Raw genomic sequence first — 15310 nt, 5'->3', positions numbered from 1 at the left:
CACAGCATCGACCGGCGCGGCGCCGATCCACGCCACCCTTTACCGCCCCGTAACCCACGGCCCTCGCGGCAAAACCCACCCGCGCCTGAGCATCAGCAATCGCCATCGAGGCTGGCAATCCAGCGCGTGAGCAGTTCGAGCCCTTCGCGGTGCACCACCGAGCGCCCCAGCTCCGGCATCATCACGCTGGGGTCGACGCTTTCCACGCGATAGATCAGCACCGACTTCTGCGGCTGGCCTGGGTGGACATCCACCAGCCGGTCGCCCGAGCCCTTGCCCGCCGCCACCGGCTGTTTGCACAGGCCCGTCGGAATGCCCAACGGCGTCGCCGGATCGAGCATCAGCCCTGACGTACGGGCCGGCCCCTTGGGGCTGTGGCAGTGCGCACAGTTGGCGTCGAGGTAGCTGCGTGCCTGCTGCTCCAGACTCTCGCCGGCGCGCGGCTGCCCCCACAACGCATTCTGCGGCACACCCGCCAGTTCCGCCGGCAAGCCTTCGAGCAGGCCACCTTGCTGCCAATGCTGGAGCTGGTTGCCCAGCCCTTCGGCGTAAGCGAAATCCTTGTTCAGATGCCGCGCTTTCGGCCCCAGCGGGTTGATGCCCTGGCCATGTCGCTCCTCATGGCAGCCGGCGCATTGGTTGGCGTCCGGCACCTGGTAATCGACCGCCAGGGTCTGCCCTTGGTCGTCGAGCAGGCTTAGCGCCCGGCTGTCGCCGGCCAACTCCAGGTGCGCCTCCTGCTGTTGCTCGTCCCACACGTAAGGCAACGCCACCCAGCCGCTTTTCTGCTTGAGCAGGATGCGCGTTTCGATCAGTTGCACCCGCGCCAGCGCCAAGCCTTGTCGCGGCTCGCGCTCATCGAGATTGTTGCGCCGCAGCCGGCCCTCTGCATCCTTGGGGTAATAGAAGGTTTTGCTCAGCACCGTGCCAACGGGGTAGTCGAAATGCTCCGCGCCGTACTGCGCCGCCTCGCCCGCCGGCAGCCAGACCGTACGCAGCTTGTGCGCATAATCGGTGAACAGCGGGGTGTTGAGGTCGTAGGGCAGGACCCCTGCGGCCGGTTGCAGATGACCGGCGCCGAGCTGGAGCATGCCCCATTCGCTGAGGGTTTGCGGGTAGCTGTCGCCTTGCGGCAGGTACAAGGGCGCCGGCTGCTCAGTGCAGGCGACCAGCAGCAGCGCCCCCAGCAGCAATAGCGAACGCTTCATGCACCCTGCCCCACCTTGGCCGAAGCCAGGTCGATGGCCGGCAGTTTCGGTAATGTGCAGGCGTGGCGGCTCATGTCGGTGCTGATGTTCTTGTAGCCATTCGGGCCGTCGACGTTGATCAACCCGGCCTCGCCGTTGTCGACGCAGATCGCCAGGGGGGCCGGCAGTTTGCCGTCCACCAGCTTGGCCGGATTGACGTAGCCATCCCAGAGAATGTCCGGCAGGCGGCCATTGAGGCCGTACTGGGTGATTTTCAGCGCTTTCAACTCGAGGTTGTCCGGGCTGTCGCCACCCGGGCCGAAACGGTTGCCGTAAATGAAGATGCCTTCCGGGTAGGGGTCGAAAGCTTCGGCGGTGGAGAGGTCGCTGTAACCGGTGCTGAAGTAGCTGCTGACGATGACATTGGCGGTCTTGTGCTCACCGATATCGTTGTCGAAGACTTCGACCAGGTCGTTGGAGTTGATCACCACGCCCGACCCGGCCGGCACGCTGGCCACCGGCGTGCCCTTGTGGCCGAAATTATCGTGGTTATTGCCCTGCACCTGGTTGTGGAACACCCGCGTGCCGCTACCGGCCAACTGCAGGTTGGGCATGTTGAACACCAGAATGCCGCCGGTGTTGCCGGTGGCCACATTGTCGTAGACGTCGGCGCCGACGGTGTTCTCGATCTCGATCCCGGCGACGTTGCGCTCGGCGCGGCTGTTGCGCACCACCACGTTGCGCGACTGGCCGACATAGATGCCGGCATCCGAGGCGCCGATGGCGATGACGCCGTCGATCAGGGTGTTCTCGGTCTGCACCGGGTAGATGCCGTAGGCGCCGTTCTCGGTCGCCGGGCCGTTGGTCCACTCGGTGCGTACGCGACGGATGATGATGTTCTTGCCGCCGACCACCTTCAGCGAATCGCCTTTGGTGTCCTCGAACGCCAGGTCTTCGATGGTGAAGTCCGAGGCATCCACCAACAGGCCTTCGGCACCGCTCTTCTGGCCCTTGAAGCTGAGGATGGTCTTGTCCATGCCGGCCCCCTTGATGGTCACGCCGCTGGCTTTCAGGCTCAGGCTGCGGTCGAGCTGATAGGTGCCGGCCGGAATCTCGATGACGTCACCGGCCTTGGCCTTGATCAGCTTGGTCTGCAGCGCCTTCTGGAAGTCGACGTGAGTGGTCGGTGCCTTGCCTTGCTCACCACAGGCAGCGAGCAATACGGACAGGGCAAGCAGGGACAGGGTGGCGATACGCATGGCAGGCTCCGCACGATTCTTTTTATGAGATTGGAACTATAGTACCAATTACTTATCAAGCCAAGCCCCCGCTCATCGCCATGGCCGGAACAATCAATGGCTCAGCGGGGCCGCGCCCTAGCGTTTATCTATGCCCCCCGCCTGCGCGGGATGACGGGGGCGAACCCGCGCCTGCCGGGTCAGATCGGCATCACCGTGACCTGCACCTCCAGGTCATGGCTGCCACCGCCGAGAATCACCCCGCGCAGCGGCGACACATCGGAGAAATCCCGGCCCCAGGCCAGGCTGATGTGCTCCAGGGCTGGCTGGACATTATTGGTCGGATCGAAATCGACCCAGCCCAGCGTCGGACAGAATACCGAGACCCAGGCATGCGAGGCATCGGCGCCGATCAACCGCGGCTGGCCGGGTGGTGGCTGGGTCAACAGATAACCGCTGACATAGCGCGCCGCCAAGCCTCGCGAGCGCAGGCAGGCGAGCATCAGGTGGGCGAAGTCCTGGCACACCCCGCGCCGCCGCTCCAGCACTTCGACCAGCGGGGTCGACACATCGGTGGCTTCGGCATCGAAGGTGAATTCTTCGAAGATCTTTTCCATCAGCGCCTGCGCGCCGAGCAATGACGGCCTGCCGAGCGGAAAACAGCTTTCGGAGAAGTCGCTGAAGGCCTTTTTCAAGCGCACATAGGGCGACTCGAAACGATAGCGACAGGCTTCCAGCAACGCCGCCGGCATCGGCTGGCCGCTGTAGGTCAGCGCCTTGCACGCGGCGTCCCAGGCCAACGATTGCTCGAAGTCCAGGGGCGGACGCGGCAGGACTTCCACCCGCAGCCGGGCATTGACCTGCAATTCATCGTGGGGCCGCTCGAAAGCCAAGCGCGTCAGCGGATTGCCGAACACGTCCAACTCATCGCGGCGGCTGGACGGCTGCGGGCTGATCTGCAACTGCTGTTCGTGGCAAACCTGCCAGGCACAGGGCCGGGGCCACAGGTGAGCCAGTTGCTGGGCCAGGGAAACCGGGCTGTCGTAGCGGTAGTGGGTGTCGTGCAGGATCTGGTAGTGGGCGCTCATCAGACGGATACCGTTTGCTGGCTGACATCATCGACATGGGCGAAATGGCGTAAAGCCAGACGATCGGAGACCTGGCTGCTGGTCTCGGCGATGCTCTGCAGCAAATCGACCAGGCCATCGAGTACCGCCCGCACGCTGGTGGCGCCGAACAGCTGGTTTTCCAGACTGCCCAGGTCGAATGCCGCCAAGCGCTCGACCAGCACGGCCAGGCCGATTTCGCGTGGGGCGCCGAAGTCATCGTTCAGGCGCGCCAGGGAGCGCGCCACCAGTTTCAGTTGAAACAGCACCGCGTGGGGGTTCTGCTCATCGAGCAGGAGCAAGTCGAGCACCGGGATCAATTGCGGCGCGGCCATGTAGCGCGAGCGGTAGGTGATGCTGCTATTGCCCAGTTCCAGCAACCACTCCAATCCAACCTGATCGGCCACCGCGATTGCGCGCAGGAACGCCGCCAGGCCGCTGCTGAAAAATTGCAGGCGCTCGATCTGCCGTCCGGTCATCAGAAAGCGCCAGCCTTCATCGCGGGTCATGTCGTCCAGGGCGAACCCGGACAGCGCCGCCAGTGACATCACCAGGCGGTTGAGAAAATCCAGCAGCTCACCGAAGTCCGGCTCCTCGGTCTCCAGGCTCAAGGCCTCACGCTGCAACTCCACCAGCGCCTGCCAGTTCTCCCGCGACAGCTTGCCGCGCACTTGCGACGCGGCCCATTGCAAGCGCTGCAGATTGGCCCGCAGGCTGAACGCCCCGTCTTCGCCCAGCAGGGCCGCCAGCAAGCGTTCGGGCAATTCGCCCTCTTCCGGCAGCAAGGCCAGGCTTTCGCCCAGCTCGACGGCGGCCTGCAAGGCCAACGGGTCGTCACCATCGATATAGCGCGCCAGTATGATGCGCAGCAGCCGCGCACTGTCATCGCAGCGCTCGCAGTAGCGGCCGAACCAGTACAGGTTTTCCACCACCCGCGACGGCAGGTAAGGGTCGCGCCGCACCAGAGCATGCACCCCGAGGCTGCGCTGGCCGCGTCGAGGCTCGCCACTGTAGGCACGCTCGCCGAGCACCCAGGTGTCCTTGCTGGCGCCGCCGCGCTGCATCGACACCACTTCGGCATCGGCCTCGGCCGCGACCCGCGTCAGGCCGCCGGGCAAGACCCGGTAGCCCTCGGCACTGGCCACCGCATAGACCCGCATGCCGATGGCCCGTGGCCGCAACTGGCCGTCCTCGACTTGCCAGATCGGCGCTTGCGACAGTTGCGCCAGCTCCTGGGCGACATACGCGTAGGGCCGCGCCTGAATCCGCTCGGCCAGGGCCTGGCGCTGCTCGGCATTGAGGTCGCGGCCGAATACCGGGGCAAAACTCTGCGACGGGAATGCCGGCTTGATCAGCAACTCGGGCAGTTTCTCCAACGCCTGGGCCATTACCGGCGCCTCGCCGCACCACCAGGTGGCGAGCGAGGGCAAGCACAGTTCCTCGCCGAACAGGTGCTGGTTGATCCGTGGCAGAAATCCCAGCAGGCCCGGCGACTCCAGCACGCCACTGCCCAGGGCATTGGCGACCAGTACCCGGCCCTGACGCACGGCTTCCAGCAGGCCGGGCACGCCGAGCGCCGAATCCGTGCGCAACTCCAGGGGGTCGCAGAAGTCATCGTCGAGCCGGCGCATGATCGCGTGCACACGGCGCAAGCCATTGAGGGTTTTCAGGTACACCGTGGCATCGCGGACGGTCAGGTCGCCGCCCTCGACCAGCGGATAACCGAGCTGGCGCGCCAGGTACAGGTGCTCGAAGTAGCTTTCGTTGAAGCGCCCCGGCGTCAGCAACACCACCAGCGGCACTTCGCCGTCGCTGGGCGCCTGCCTGGCCAGGGTTTCCTGCAAGGTGCGGAAAAACCCGGTCAGGTGCTGTACCTGCAAATCGCGATACAGCTCGGGAAAGGCGCGCGAGACGATCTGTCGATTCTCCAGCGCATAGCCCGCGCCCGAAGGCGCCTGGGTGCGATCGGCGGTCACCCACCAGCGGCCATCCGGGGTGCGCGCCAGGTCCACCGCATAGACATGCAGGTAAGTGCCATCCGGCGGTTGCATGCCCTGGCAAGGCCAGAGGAAATTGTCATGACCGAAGATCAGCTCGGCCGGCAACAGGCCATCGGCGATCAAACGCTGCGGCCCATACAGATCGGCGAGCACCGCATTGAGCAACGTGGCCCGCTGGGCGATGCCGAGGGCGATCTGCTGCCACTCGTCGGCCGCGATCAGGTTCGGCAGCAGGTCCAACTCCCACGGCCGGTCAGCGCCTTTGGGGTCAGCGTAAACGTTGTAGGTCACGCCGTTTTCCTGAATCTGCCGGGCCAACAGGGCCTGGCGCTGCGACAGCTGCACAGGGCTGCTGCGTTGCAGTTGCTCATACACGCGCAGCCAATGCGGCCGCACCGCGCCTTCGGCGTCGAGCATTTCATGATAGGTGCCCGGCGTTAGCGGGTAGCGGTCAAGCAGGTCGTGCATGGAGAGCTCGGCAGACGGCAAGGGAAGTCAGGTTAGCGCAGACCGATGGCGTGCTGGTATTGGAAACAGCGGCACGCCATTGGCCCGGCTGAACGCCTGGCGAACGCGGACAGGCTGCAGCACGCGAAGATCGACCCGCCAGGGCGGGCCGATTTTAACCCAGAGCACGCGTGCAGCCCGCAGTGGCTTTCACCCGGTCGGCATCAATACAGCCGCAGGTCCAGGGTCATGGGCAGCTCGTCGTTGACGCCCAGCGCCGGCACCGGCAGTTTGCCGGGGCTGTGTCCGAGGCGGAAAAACCGCGCCAGACGCCGGCTTTCCGCTTCATTGGCGTTCACCGGCAGGCTGTCGTAGTTGCGCCCCCCCGGATGCGCGACATGGTACTGGCAACCGCCCAGCGAGCGTTGCATCCAGGTGTCGAGCAGGTCGAACACCAGCGGTGCATGCACCGGGATGGTCGGCTGCAAGCAGTTGGCCGGCTGCCAGGCGCGATAACGCACGCCGGCGACGAACTCGCCCACCCGCCCGGTCGGCTGCAACGGCACCGCAACCCCATTGCAGGTCAGCACATAGCGCTGCGCCGGCACACCCGTGAGTTTGACCTGCAAACGTTCCAGCGATGAGTCGACATAGCGCACCGCGCCACCGGCCGCGCCCTCCTCGCCCAGCACATGCCAGGGCTCCAACGCCTGGCGCAGCTCCAGTTCGATACCGCTGACCGCGTAATCGCCGACCTTCGGGAAGCGGAACTCCAGGTGCGCGGCAAACCACTCGCTGCGCAGCGGATAACCGGCGGCATTCAGCTCGACGATGACGTCGGCGAAATCCTGCGCGATGAAATGCGGCAGCAGGAACCGGTCATGCAACTCGGTGCCCCAACGCGCCAACTTGGCCGGGGCATAGGGCTCACGCCAGAAGCGCGCCACCAGCGCCCGCAGCAACAATTGCTGGGCCAGGCTCATGCGGGCATGCGGCGGCATCTCGAAAGCCCGCAGCTCCAGCAGGCCCAGACGCCCAGTGGCGCCATCCGGGGAATACAGCTTGTCGATGCAGAACTCGGCCCGATGGGTATTGCCGGTGACATCGATCAGCAGGTTGCGCAGCAAGCGGTCGACCAGCCAGGGTGGGCACGACTCGCCGGGCTGCGGCATTTGTGCGAAAGCGATTTCCAGCTCGTAGAGCGAATCGTTGCGTGCCTCATCGACACGCGGCGCCTGTGACGTCGGGCCGATAAACAGGCCGGAGAACAGGTAGGACAAGGACGGGTGGTTATGCCAGTAGCTGATCAGGCTGCGCAGCAGGTCGGGCCGGCGCAGGAATGGCGAATCCGCCGGGGTCGCCCCGCCGAGCACGAAGTGGTTGCCGCCGCCGGTACCGGTGTGGCGGCCGTCGATCATGAACTTCTCGGTGGTCAGGCGCGTCTGCCGCGCTTCTTCATAGAGAAACTCGGTACGCTCGACCAGCTCGTCCCAACTGGCGGAGGGCTGCACATTGACTTCGATCACACCCGGATCGGGCGTGACCCGGAAGTTCGCCAGGCGTGGATCGCTGGGCGGCTCGTAGCCCTCCAGCAACACCGGGCAATGCAGCGCCTCGGCGCAGGCTTCGATGGCGCTGACCAGTTCGAGATAATCCTCCAGGCGTTCCAGCGGCGGCATGAACAGGTACAACCGCCCCTCGCGGGCTTCGGCGCAGAGCGCGGTGCGGGTCAGCCAGTCGGCGGACTCATCCAGCTTCGGCTGGCGCTCTTCGATCGCAGCCGGCGCGGCGGCCTTATCCTCAAGCCGTGCGCGCAGCCGCTCGTCACTGGGTAACTCGGCAAAATCCTGGTTGTGGTCGGTCGGGTGGATAAACGGGTACTCGGCCGCCGTGACCCAGGGCTGCGAAGCCAGTGGCAGACGGTAACCCAGGGGCGAATCGCCGGGCACCAGGCGGCAATGGCTGTCGCGCAGGTACCAGCGGCCACTCTGCCAGCTGTCGCCGGCGGCATTGCGCGCCAGCGGCAGCACCTGGCCAATGACCTTATCCAGCCCCTGGGCGAAGACCTTGCGCAGGCGTTCGCGCTCAAGACCGTCGGCCAGCCGCGCATCCTCGGCCGTGACATTCAGCGGCAACGCGCCTTCGCGCCAGAGGTAGTAGAAATTGTCCTCGTAAGCCGGAAACACATAGGCCGCCAGCAGCTGCAAACGCTTGGCGACGCTGGCCAGAAAGCGCCCGGCCAACTCACCGTCAGCGCCGTAGTCCTCGTTCTCATCGGCGATCAGCGCATTGTTCTGCCAGACCGGCTGACCATCCCGGCGCCAGAAACAGTTCAGCGACCAGCGCGGCAGCTGTTCGCCGGGGTACCACTTGCCCTGACCGAAATGCACCAGCCCCTGCGGCGCATAGCGTTTGCGCATGCGCTGGAACAGCTCGGCAGACAGCAGCCGCTTCTGCGGCCCCAGCGCCGCGGTATTCCACTCGGCGCCATCCGGGTCGTCGATTGAGACAAAGGTCGGTTCGCCACCCATTGTCAGGCGTACATCGTCGCGCAACAGGTCACTGTCGATCTGCCGGCCAAGGGCCTGGATCGCCTGCCACTGCTCGTCGCTATAGGGTTTGGTGACCCGTGGAGCCTCCCAGAGGCGCTCGACCGACATGTCATGGGCGAACTCGCATTCGCAAGGCCCGACCACCCCGCTGATCGGCGCAGCCGACGAGGGTTCCGGGCTGCAGGCCAGCGGAATATGGCCTTCACCGGCGAACAGCCCGGAGGTCGGATCGAGGCCGATCCAGCCGGCGCCGGGCAGATAGACCTCGCACCAGGCATGCAGATCGGTGAAGTCGACCTCGGTCCCGGAGGGCCCGTCGAGGGCCTTGAGGTCGGCGGTGAGCTGGATCAGGTAACCCGAAACGAAGCGCGCGGCCAAGCCGAGTTGCCGCAGCAGCTGCACCAGCAACCAGGCCGAGTCGCGGCAGGAGCCGGAAACCTTGTCCAGGGTCTGCTCGGGTGTTTGTACGCCCGGCTCCATGCGGATCAAATAATTGATGTCTTCGCTCAGACGCTGATTGAGCGCCACCAGAAAGTCGATGCTCGGCAGCGGCGTGCGCTCGATGCTGGCCAGGTACGCCTTGAACTTCGGCGTCAACGGCAGGGTTTCCAGGTAGGGCGCCAACTCCCGCTGTTCGTCAGCAGCGTAGGCAAACGGGATCTTTTCCGCGTAGGGTTCAAGGAAGAAGTCGAACGGATTGAACACCGCCATCTCGGCCACCAGATCGACCTCGATCCGCAACTCGTCGGTCTTCTCCGGAAATACCAGGCGGGCCAGGTAGTTGCCCTGGGGGTCCTGCTGCCAATTGATGAAGTGCTGCTCGGGCAGGACCTTCAATGCATAGGACAGGATTCGCGTCCGACTATGGGCGGCCGGGCGAAGACGCACGATCTGCGGGCCAAGTTCGACCGCTCGGTCGTAGCGGTAATGTGTGACATGGTGCAAAGCGACATGAATCGACACGGCGGGCCTCCTGCGAGCCTTGACGGTACCTGAACCGCGCAAGACTTATGCCACCCGGGCAACCCCGTTGACGCCGTGCTTGCCGGCCCAGCACAGCACTAAAATAGCGCCGCGCTCGTACTACAGTGCAGAGTCTCGCACACGATTGGTGCGCACAGAGATCGACCAAGCACTGAATGCCGACTCCCCTCAGCACAACGCCAGCCCGAAGGCTGGCGTTGTGCGTGAAGCGGCAAGGCTTAGCGGCCCGCGAGGCTAGCGCGGTACAACCGGCTTGCGCGCGGGCTTCTTGCCCTTGCCTTTGCTGGCGTCATGCCGCGCTTTGGCCGCCTCCTGATTTTTCGCAAACGCGGCCGCCTTGGCCTGCTCGCGCTTGTCCCACGGGTTGCCGCCATCACTGGCGCGGGGTGGCAGACCGGTGTGCTGGGTGAGGATCTTGGTGGTCGTTTCCCTGGCCACTTTATGGCTGCCGGCCGGCGTCGAGTTCTTGCGGCGGGCGCTCTGGTAGCTGTCGGTCGCCGGTTGATGCAGCGGAATCAACTGGTTCTTGCCCGGCCCGATCAGGTCGGCGCGGCCCATGCGCGTCAAGGCTTCACGCAGCATCGGCCAGCCTTTCGGGTCGTGATAACGCAGGAACGCCTTGTGCAGACGGCGCTGCTCCTCGCTCTTGACGATGGTCACGCTGTCGCTCTTGTAGGTGACCTTGCGCAGCGGGTTCTTGCCCGAGTGATACATGGCGGTGGCGGTGGCCATCGGCGACGGGTAGAACGCCTGCACCTGGTCAGCACGGAAGCCGTTGCCCTTGAGCCACAGGGCCAGGTTCATCATGTCTTCGTCGGTGGTGCCGGGGTGCGCGGCGATGAAGTACGGAATCAGGTACTGCTCTTTCCCGGCTTCCTTGGAGTACTTCTCGAACATGCGCTTGAACTTGTCATAGCTGCCGATGCCCGGTTTCATCATCTGGTTGAGCGGACCTTCCTCGGTGTGTTCCGGGGCGATCTTCAGGTAACCACCGACGTGGTGGGTCACCAGCTCTTTAACATATTCCGGCGACTCGACCGCGAGGTCGTAGCGCAGGCCGGAAGCGATGAGGATCTTCTTCACCCCCGGCAAGGCACGGGCGCTGCGGTACAGCTGGATCAGCGACGAGTGGTCGGTGTTCAGGTTCGGGCAGATGCCCGGGAACACGCACGACGGCTTGCGGCACGCGGATTCGATTTCCGGGCTCTTGCAGGCGATGCGGTACATGTTCGCGGTCGGGCCGCCGAGGTCGGAAATCACGCCGGTAAAGCCCGGCACCTTGTCGCGGATTTCTTCGATCTCGCGAATGATCGACTCTTCGGAACGGTTCTGGATGATCCGCCCTTCGTGCTCGGTGATCGAGCAGAAAGTGCAGCCGCCGAAGCAGCCGCGCATGATGTTCACCGAGAAACGAATCATGTCGTAGGCCGGGATCTTCTCCTTGCCATAGGCCGGGTGCGGAATGCGCGCATAGGGCATGCCGAACACGTAGTCCATTTCTTCAGTGGTCATCGGAATCGGTGGCGGGTTGAACCAGACGTCCACTTCGCCATGCTTCTGCACCAGCGCACGGGCGTTGCCCGGGTTGGTTTCCAGGTGCAGCACGCGGTTGGCGTGAGCATAAAGAACGGCATCGCCACGGACTTTCTCGAACGACGGCAGACGAATCACGGTCTTGTCGCGGGTCATTCGCGGGCTGGCCAGGATTTGCACGACCTTGGCTTCCTGCGGATCTTCGACCGGGCCTTTCTCTTGCTCGATGGCGCAGGCCTGGGTGTCCTGGGTGTTGACGTACGGGTTGATGATCTTGTCGACCTTGCCCGGACGGTCGATGCGCGTGGAGTCGACCTCGTACCAGCCTTGCGGCGTGTCACGACGGATGAACGCGGTGCCGCGCACGTCGGTGATGTCTTCGATCTTGTGGCCGTAGGACAGCCGCTGGGCGACTTCGACGATCGCCCGTTCGGCGTTGCCGTAGAGCAGGATGTCGGCGCAGGCGTCGATCAGGATCGAGTTGCGCACCCGGTCCTGCCAGTAGTCGTAGTGGGCGATGCGGCGCAAGGAAGCCTCGATGCCGCCGAGCACGATCGGCACATGCTTGTAGGCCTCTTTGCAGCGCTGGCTGTAAACCAGGCTGGCGCGATCCGGGCGCTTGCCGGCCATGCCGCCAGGGGTATAGGCGTCATCGGAGCGGACTTTCTTGTCGGCGGTGTAGCGGTTGATCATCGAGTCCATGTTGCCGGCCGCGACACCGAAGAACAGGTTCGGTTCGCCGAGCTTCATGAAGTCGTCTTTGGACTGCCAGTTCGGCTGCGCGATGATCCCGACGCGAAAGCCCTGGGACTCCAGCAGCCGGCCGATGATCGCCATGCCGAACGACGGGTGATCGACATAGGCATCGCCGGTGACGATGATGATGTCGCACGAATCCCAGCCGAGCTGATCCATCTCCTCCCTGCTCATGGGCAGGAAGGGTGCTGGCCCGAAACATTCGGCCCAGTACTTGGGATAGTCAAATAACGGCTTGGCTGCTTGCATGTCGATGACCGGTATAGGTGTAAATAAGGGCGCGTTGATTTACTGAGAAATTCGCGGGCGCGGAATATAGCACAAAAAATGACCAATTCCGACTACTACGCTCAGCCTTATCCCCGCCAGCAACGCCGAAAAAACTTTGTGCGACGGTTTGTGATCAGCACCATGGCTTATGGCTATACTCGGGCGCAAACATCACCTCCCGGGCTCATGAGCCGGGCGCAAGGAGCCTGAGTGGTGCAGCGTATACTCTCCCTTTGCATCCTGCTGTGCCTGGCCGGCTTCGGCGGCTGGGCCAGTGCCGCGCCCATCGTACTGGAGCGCGCCAGCAGCGGCTCGACGCTGAACAGCCAGATCGAGTTGCTGGAGGACGTCGGCGGCCAGCTGACGATCGACGACATGGCCGACGAGGCCGTGCAGCAACGCTTCCAACCGGCCGCCGGGCGCGCCAGCGTCGGCCAGAGCCGCAGCACCTGGTGGGTCAAGGTGCAGCTCGCGCGCAGCGCGCAGGCCCCGCGCCAATGGTGGCTGGAAAATAGCGGCATCACCGTGCTCCAGGTGCAACTGTATCTGCCGGACGGCAACGGCGGCTGGCGCGCGCGTGAAACCAGCGAAAGCGTGCCCTACGCCGCCGGCCGCGACCATCCTTACCGACGCATGCTGTTCAAGCTGCCGGAACTGGGTGAGCAGCCGCTGACGCTCTATTTCCGCAGCTACGACCCGGCCGGCAACTCCTTCCCGCTGAAGATCTGGCAACTGAGCGACCTGGAGCAGCACGCAACCCAGGAAAACCTCGGCTTCGGCCTGATCTACGGGGTAATCCTCGCCCTGCTGCTGTACAACCTGTTCATCCTCATGGCCCTGCGCGACCGCGCCTATTTCTGGTACGTGCTGGCCACGGCCAGCGCCCTGGTGTTCATCCTGAGCATGAGTGGGCATGGCTTCCAATACCTCTGGAGCCATGCACCGACACCTTTCTGGCTGGACCGCATCAGCCTGCCTTCGCTCTGGGGCATCTTCGTCATGCGCTTCACCCAGGAGCTGCTCTATACCCGCCAAGGCCTGCGCTGGGCCCATCGCCTGCTGAATGCCGGCTGTGCGCTGTACCTGCTGGCGATCCTGATCAACGCCTGCGGTTACCGCGCCGAGGGCGCCCTGCTGATCGCCCTGACGCCGATCGTCACGGTGCCCACCGCACTGATCAGCGCGGCCATCCGTTGCTACCAGGGCTTTATCCCGGCGCGCCTGTATCTGCTCGGCTACAGCGCCGTGCTCGGCAGCACAGCGGTACTGGTGATGCGTGCCGCCGGCATCATCCAGCCAAGCACCTTCACCGCCTACCTGTTCCCGATCTCGGTGGCCGCCGAGTCGATCCTGTTCTCCTTCGCCCTGGCGTACCGCATCCAGATGCTCAAGCAGGAAAAAGCCATGGCGCAGGAGCAGCTCGACCGTGAGAAGACCGCGCGCTTGAGCCAGATGCAGGCCAGCGCCGACGAACTGCAGGCAGCCGTGGAGCTGCGCACCTCAGAGCTGGCCGCCGCCAACCTGAGCCTGTGCGAGCGCGAGCAGGCGCTGCAGCACGCCGCCTTCCATGATCCGCTGACCGAACTGCCGAACCGTCGTTATCTCATCGAGCGCGTCGAAGCAGCGCTGGCCGATGCGCAGCGGCGCGGAGAAACACTGGCCCTGATGCTGATCGACCTGGATCACTTCAAGCCGATCAATGACACCCATGGTCACGACGCCGGCGACCTGATGCTCTGCACCCTCGCCCAGCGCCTGCGCCAGCAGGTGCGCAGCAACGACATGGTGGCGCGCCTGGGCGGCGACGAGTTCGCCGTACTGATCGGCGGGCCGGAAGCGGAAGAACATGCCCGCGAGATCGCCGAACGCCTGCTCGCTGAGTTGGCCCAACCGGTGCTGTATGGCGAGGCGCAACTGGTGGTGACCATCAGCATCGGGGTGGCGCTCTACCCGCAGCATGGCGAGCAGTTCGCCAGCCTGTACAAGGCTGGCGATGGCGCGCTCTACCAGGCCAAGGCCCGTGGCCGCTCAGGCTTCGCCCTTAGCGGCGGCGAGGGCGAGCAGAACGACGCCAGCAGCCTGCAACTTGATGTACTGAAGGTACCGAGCGGGCTGTTCTAAGCGGGCACACCCGATGGCGCGACAACGCCCAGCCTACGCATCGAGGTAGCGGCGCGGCACGCGGGCGGTGACCTTGCTCAGCAATTCGTAACCGATGGTGCCGCAGGCCTGGGCCAACTCATCGACCGGCAAGTGCGCGCCCCACAGCTCCACCGCGTCACCCAGCTGCGCTTGGGGCAGGTCGGTCAGATCGAGCGTCAGCATGTCCATCGACACCCGCCCGACCAACGGCACGCGCTGGCCGCGCACCAGCAGCGGCGCGCCGCAAGGCGCATGCCGCGGATAACCGTCGGCATAGCCGCAACTGACCGTACCGATCCGCGAAGGACGCTGCGCGACCCAGCTGGCGCCGTAGCCGACGCTTTCGCCGACCGCGACGTCGCGCAGGCCGATCAGTTGCGCCGTCAGGCTCATGGCCGGGCGCAGCCCCAACTCCTGGGCCGTCAGCTCGGTAAAAGGCGTGGCGCCATAAAGCATGATGCCCGGCCGCAGCCAGTCCATATGCGCCGCCGGAATGGTCAGGATGGCGGCCGAGTTGGCCAGCGAGCGCTGCTGGAAATCCAGATCGAGCAGCCCGAGGAAAACCTCCACCTGCTGCTCGGTGAGCGGATGGCCGCGCTCATCGGCACAGGCGAAATGACTGAGCAGGTTGAGCTCCGCCACCTGCGCCGCGCCCGCCAAGCGCGCATGCCAATGCCGCAGCGGCTCCGCGCTGAAGCCCAGCCGGTGCATGCCACTGTCGAGCTTGAGCCAGACATTCAACGGCGTCGGCAGTGACGCGGCGAGCAAGGCCTCGACCTGTTCCGCGCCCTGCACCACCACATCCAGCCGCCACAGTGCAGCCTGTTGGTATTCCGCCGGCTCGAAGCAGCCTTCGAGCAACAGCACGCGTGCCGTGGCATTCACCTGGCGCACCAGGATGGCCTCCTCCAGGCAGGCCACGGCAAATCCGTCGGCCTCGCCCAAACAACCCACCACCTCGCGCACCCCGTGGCCGTAGGCATCGGCCTTGACCACCGCGAACGCCTCACGCCCGGGCGCGCAGCGCTTGGCCACCGCGTAGTTGTGGCGGATGGCGGCCAGATCGATGGTGGCGATTAGGGGGCGCATGAAGAA

The 15310-nt window shown here is 64.9% G+C and carries 8 protein-coding genes; 1 reads left to right on the top strand and 7 read right to left on the bottom strand.

Going from position 1 to position 15310, the window contains the following annotated elements; all coding sequences use genetic code 11:
• Nucleotides 1-92: 92 nt before the first annotated feature.
• The 6 genes from AC3IYG_RS02820 to AC3IYG_RS02795 all read right to left on the bottom strand — a co-directional run bounded on the left by AC3IYG_RS02820 (nt 93) and on the right by AC3IYG_RS02795 (nt 12052).
• A complete protein-coding gene (locus AC3IYG_RS02820) occupies nt 93-1208 on the bottom strand; it encodes an SO2930 family diheme c-type cytochrome (protein ID WP_489312200.1) in 1116 nt (371 codons plus the stop codon).
• The gene (locus AC3IYG_RS02815) at nt 1205-2446 is read right to left on the bottom strand and encodes a parallel beta-helix domain-containing protein (protein WP_489312199.1); all 1242 of its coding nucleotides are present in this window, start codon (nt 2444-2446) and stop codon (nt 1205-1207) included. Before AC3IYG_RS02815 ends, AC3IYG_RS02820 begins: the two co-directional genes overlap by 4 nt.
• 179 nt (nt 2447-2625) lie before the next feature.
• The gene (locus AC3IYG_RS02810; RefSeq protein WP_489312198.1) at nt 2626-3513 is read right to left on the bottom strand and encodes a transglutaminase family protein; all 888 of its coding nucleotides are present in this window, start codon (nt 3511-3513) and stop codon (nt 2626-2628) included.
• Complete coding sequence (locus tag AC3IYG_RS02805) at nt 3513-5999, bottom strand: circularly permuted type 2 ATP-grasp protein (RefSeq protein WP_489312197.1); 2487 nt, start codon at nt 5997-5999, stop codon at nt 3513-3515. Before AC3IYG_RS02805 ends, AC3IYG_RS02810 begins: the two co-directional genes overlap by 1 nt.
• A 203-nt stretch (nt 6000-6202) precedes the next feature.
• Nucleotides 6203-9493, bottom strand: a complete 3291-nt coding sequence (locus AC3IYG_RS02800) for a transglutaminase family protein (RefSeq protein WP_489312196.1) — start codon at nt 9491-9493, stop codon at nt 6203-6205.
• A 255-nt stretch (nt 9494-9748) separates the two neighbouring features.
• The gene (locus tag AC3IYG_RS02795) at nt 9749-12052 is read right to left on the bottom strand and encodes a YgiQ family radical SAM protein (RefSeq protein ID WP_489312195.1); all 2304 of its coding nucleotides are present in this window, start codon (nt 12050-12052) and stop codon (nt 9749-9751) included.
• 231 nt (nt 12053-12283) lie between these two features.
• On the opposite strand from AC3IYG_RS02795, the gene AC3IYG_RS02790 reads away from it, so the two are divergent.
• The gene (locus AC3IYG_RS02790; protein ID WP_489312194.1) at nt 12284-14194 is read left to right on the top strand and encodes a diguanylate cyclase domain-containing protein; all 1911 of its coding nucleotides are present in this window, start codon (nt 12284-12286) and stop codon (nt 14192-14194) included.
• Nucleotides 14195-14227: 33 nt separating this feature from the next.
• On the opposite strand, the gene alr is transcribed toward AC3IYG_RS02790, so the two are convergent.
• A complete protein-coding gene (alr, locus tag AC3IYG_RS02785; protein ID WP_489312193.1) occupies nt 14228-15304 on the bottom strand; it encodes an alanine racemase in 1077 nt (358 codons plus the stop codon).
• Between the last annotated feature and the right edge of the window lie 6 nt (nt 15305-15310).

It is taken from the genome of Pseudomonas sp. KH_027 (assembly GCF_057838565.1).
This window is presented reverse-complemented; position numbering and strand designations above follow the sequence as displayed.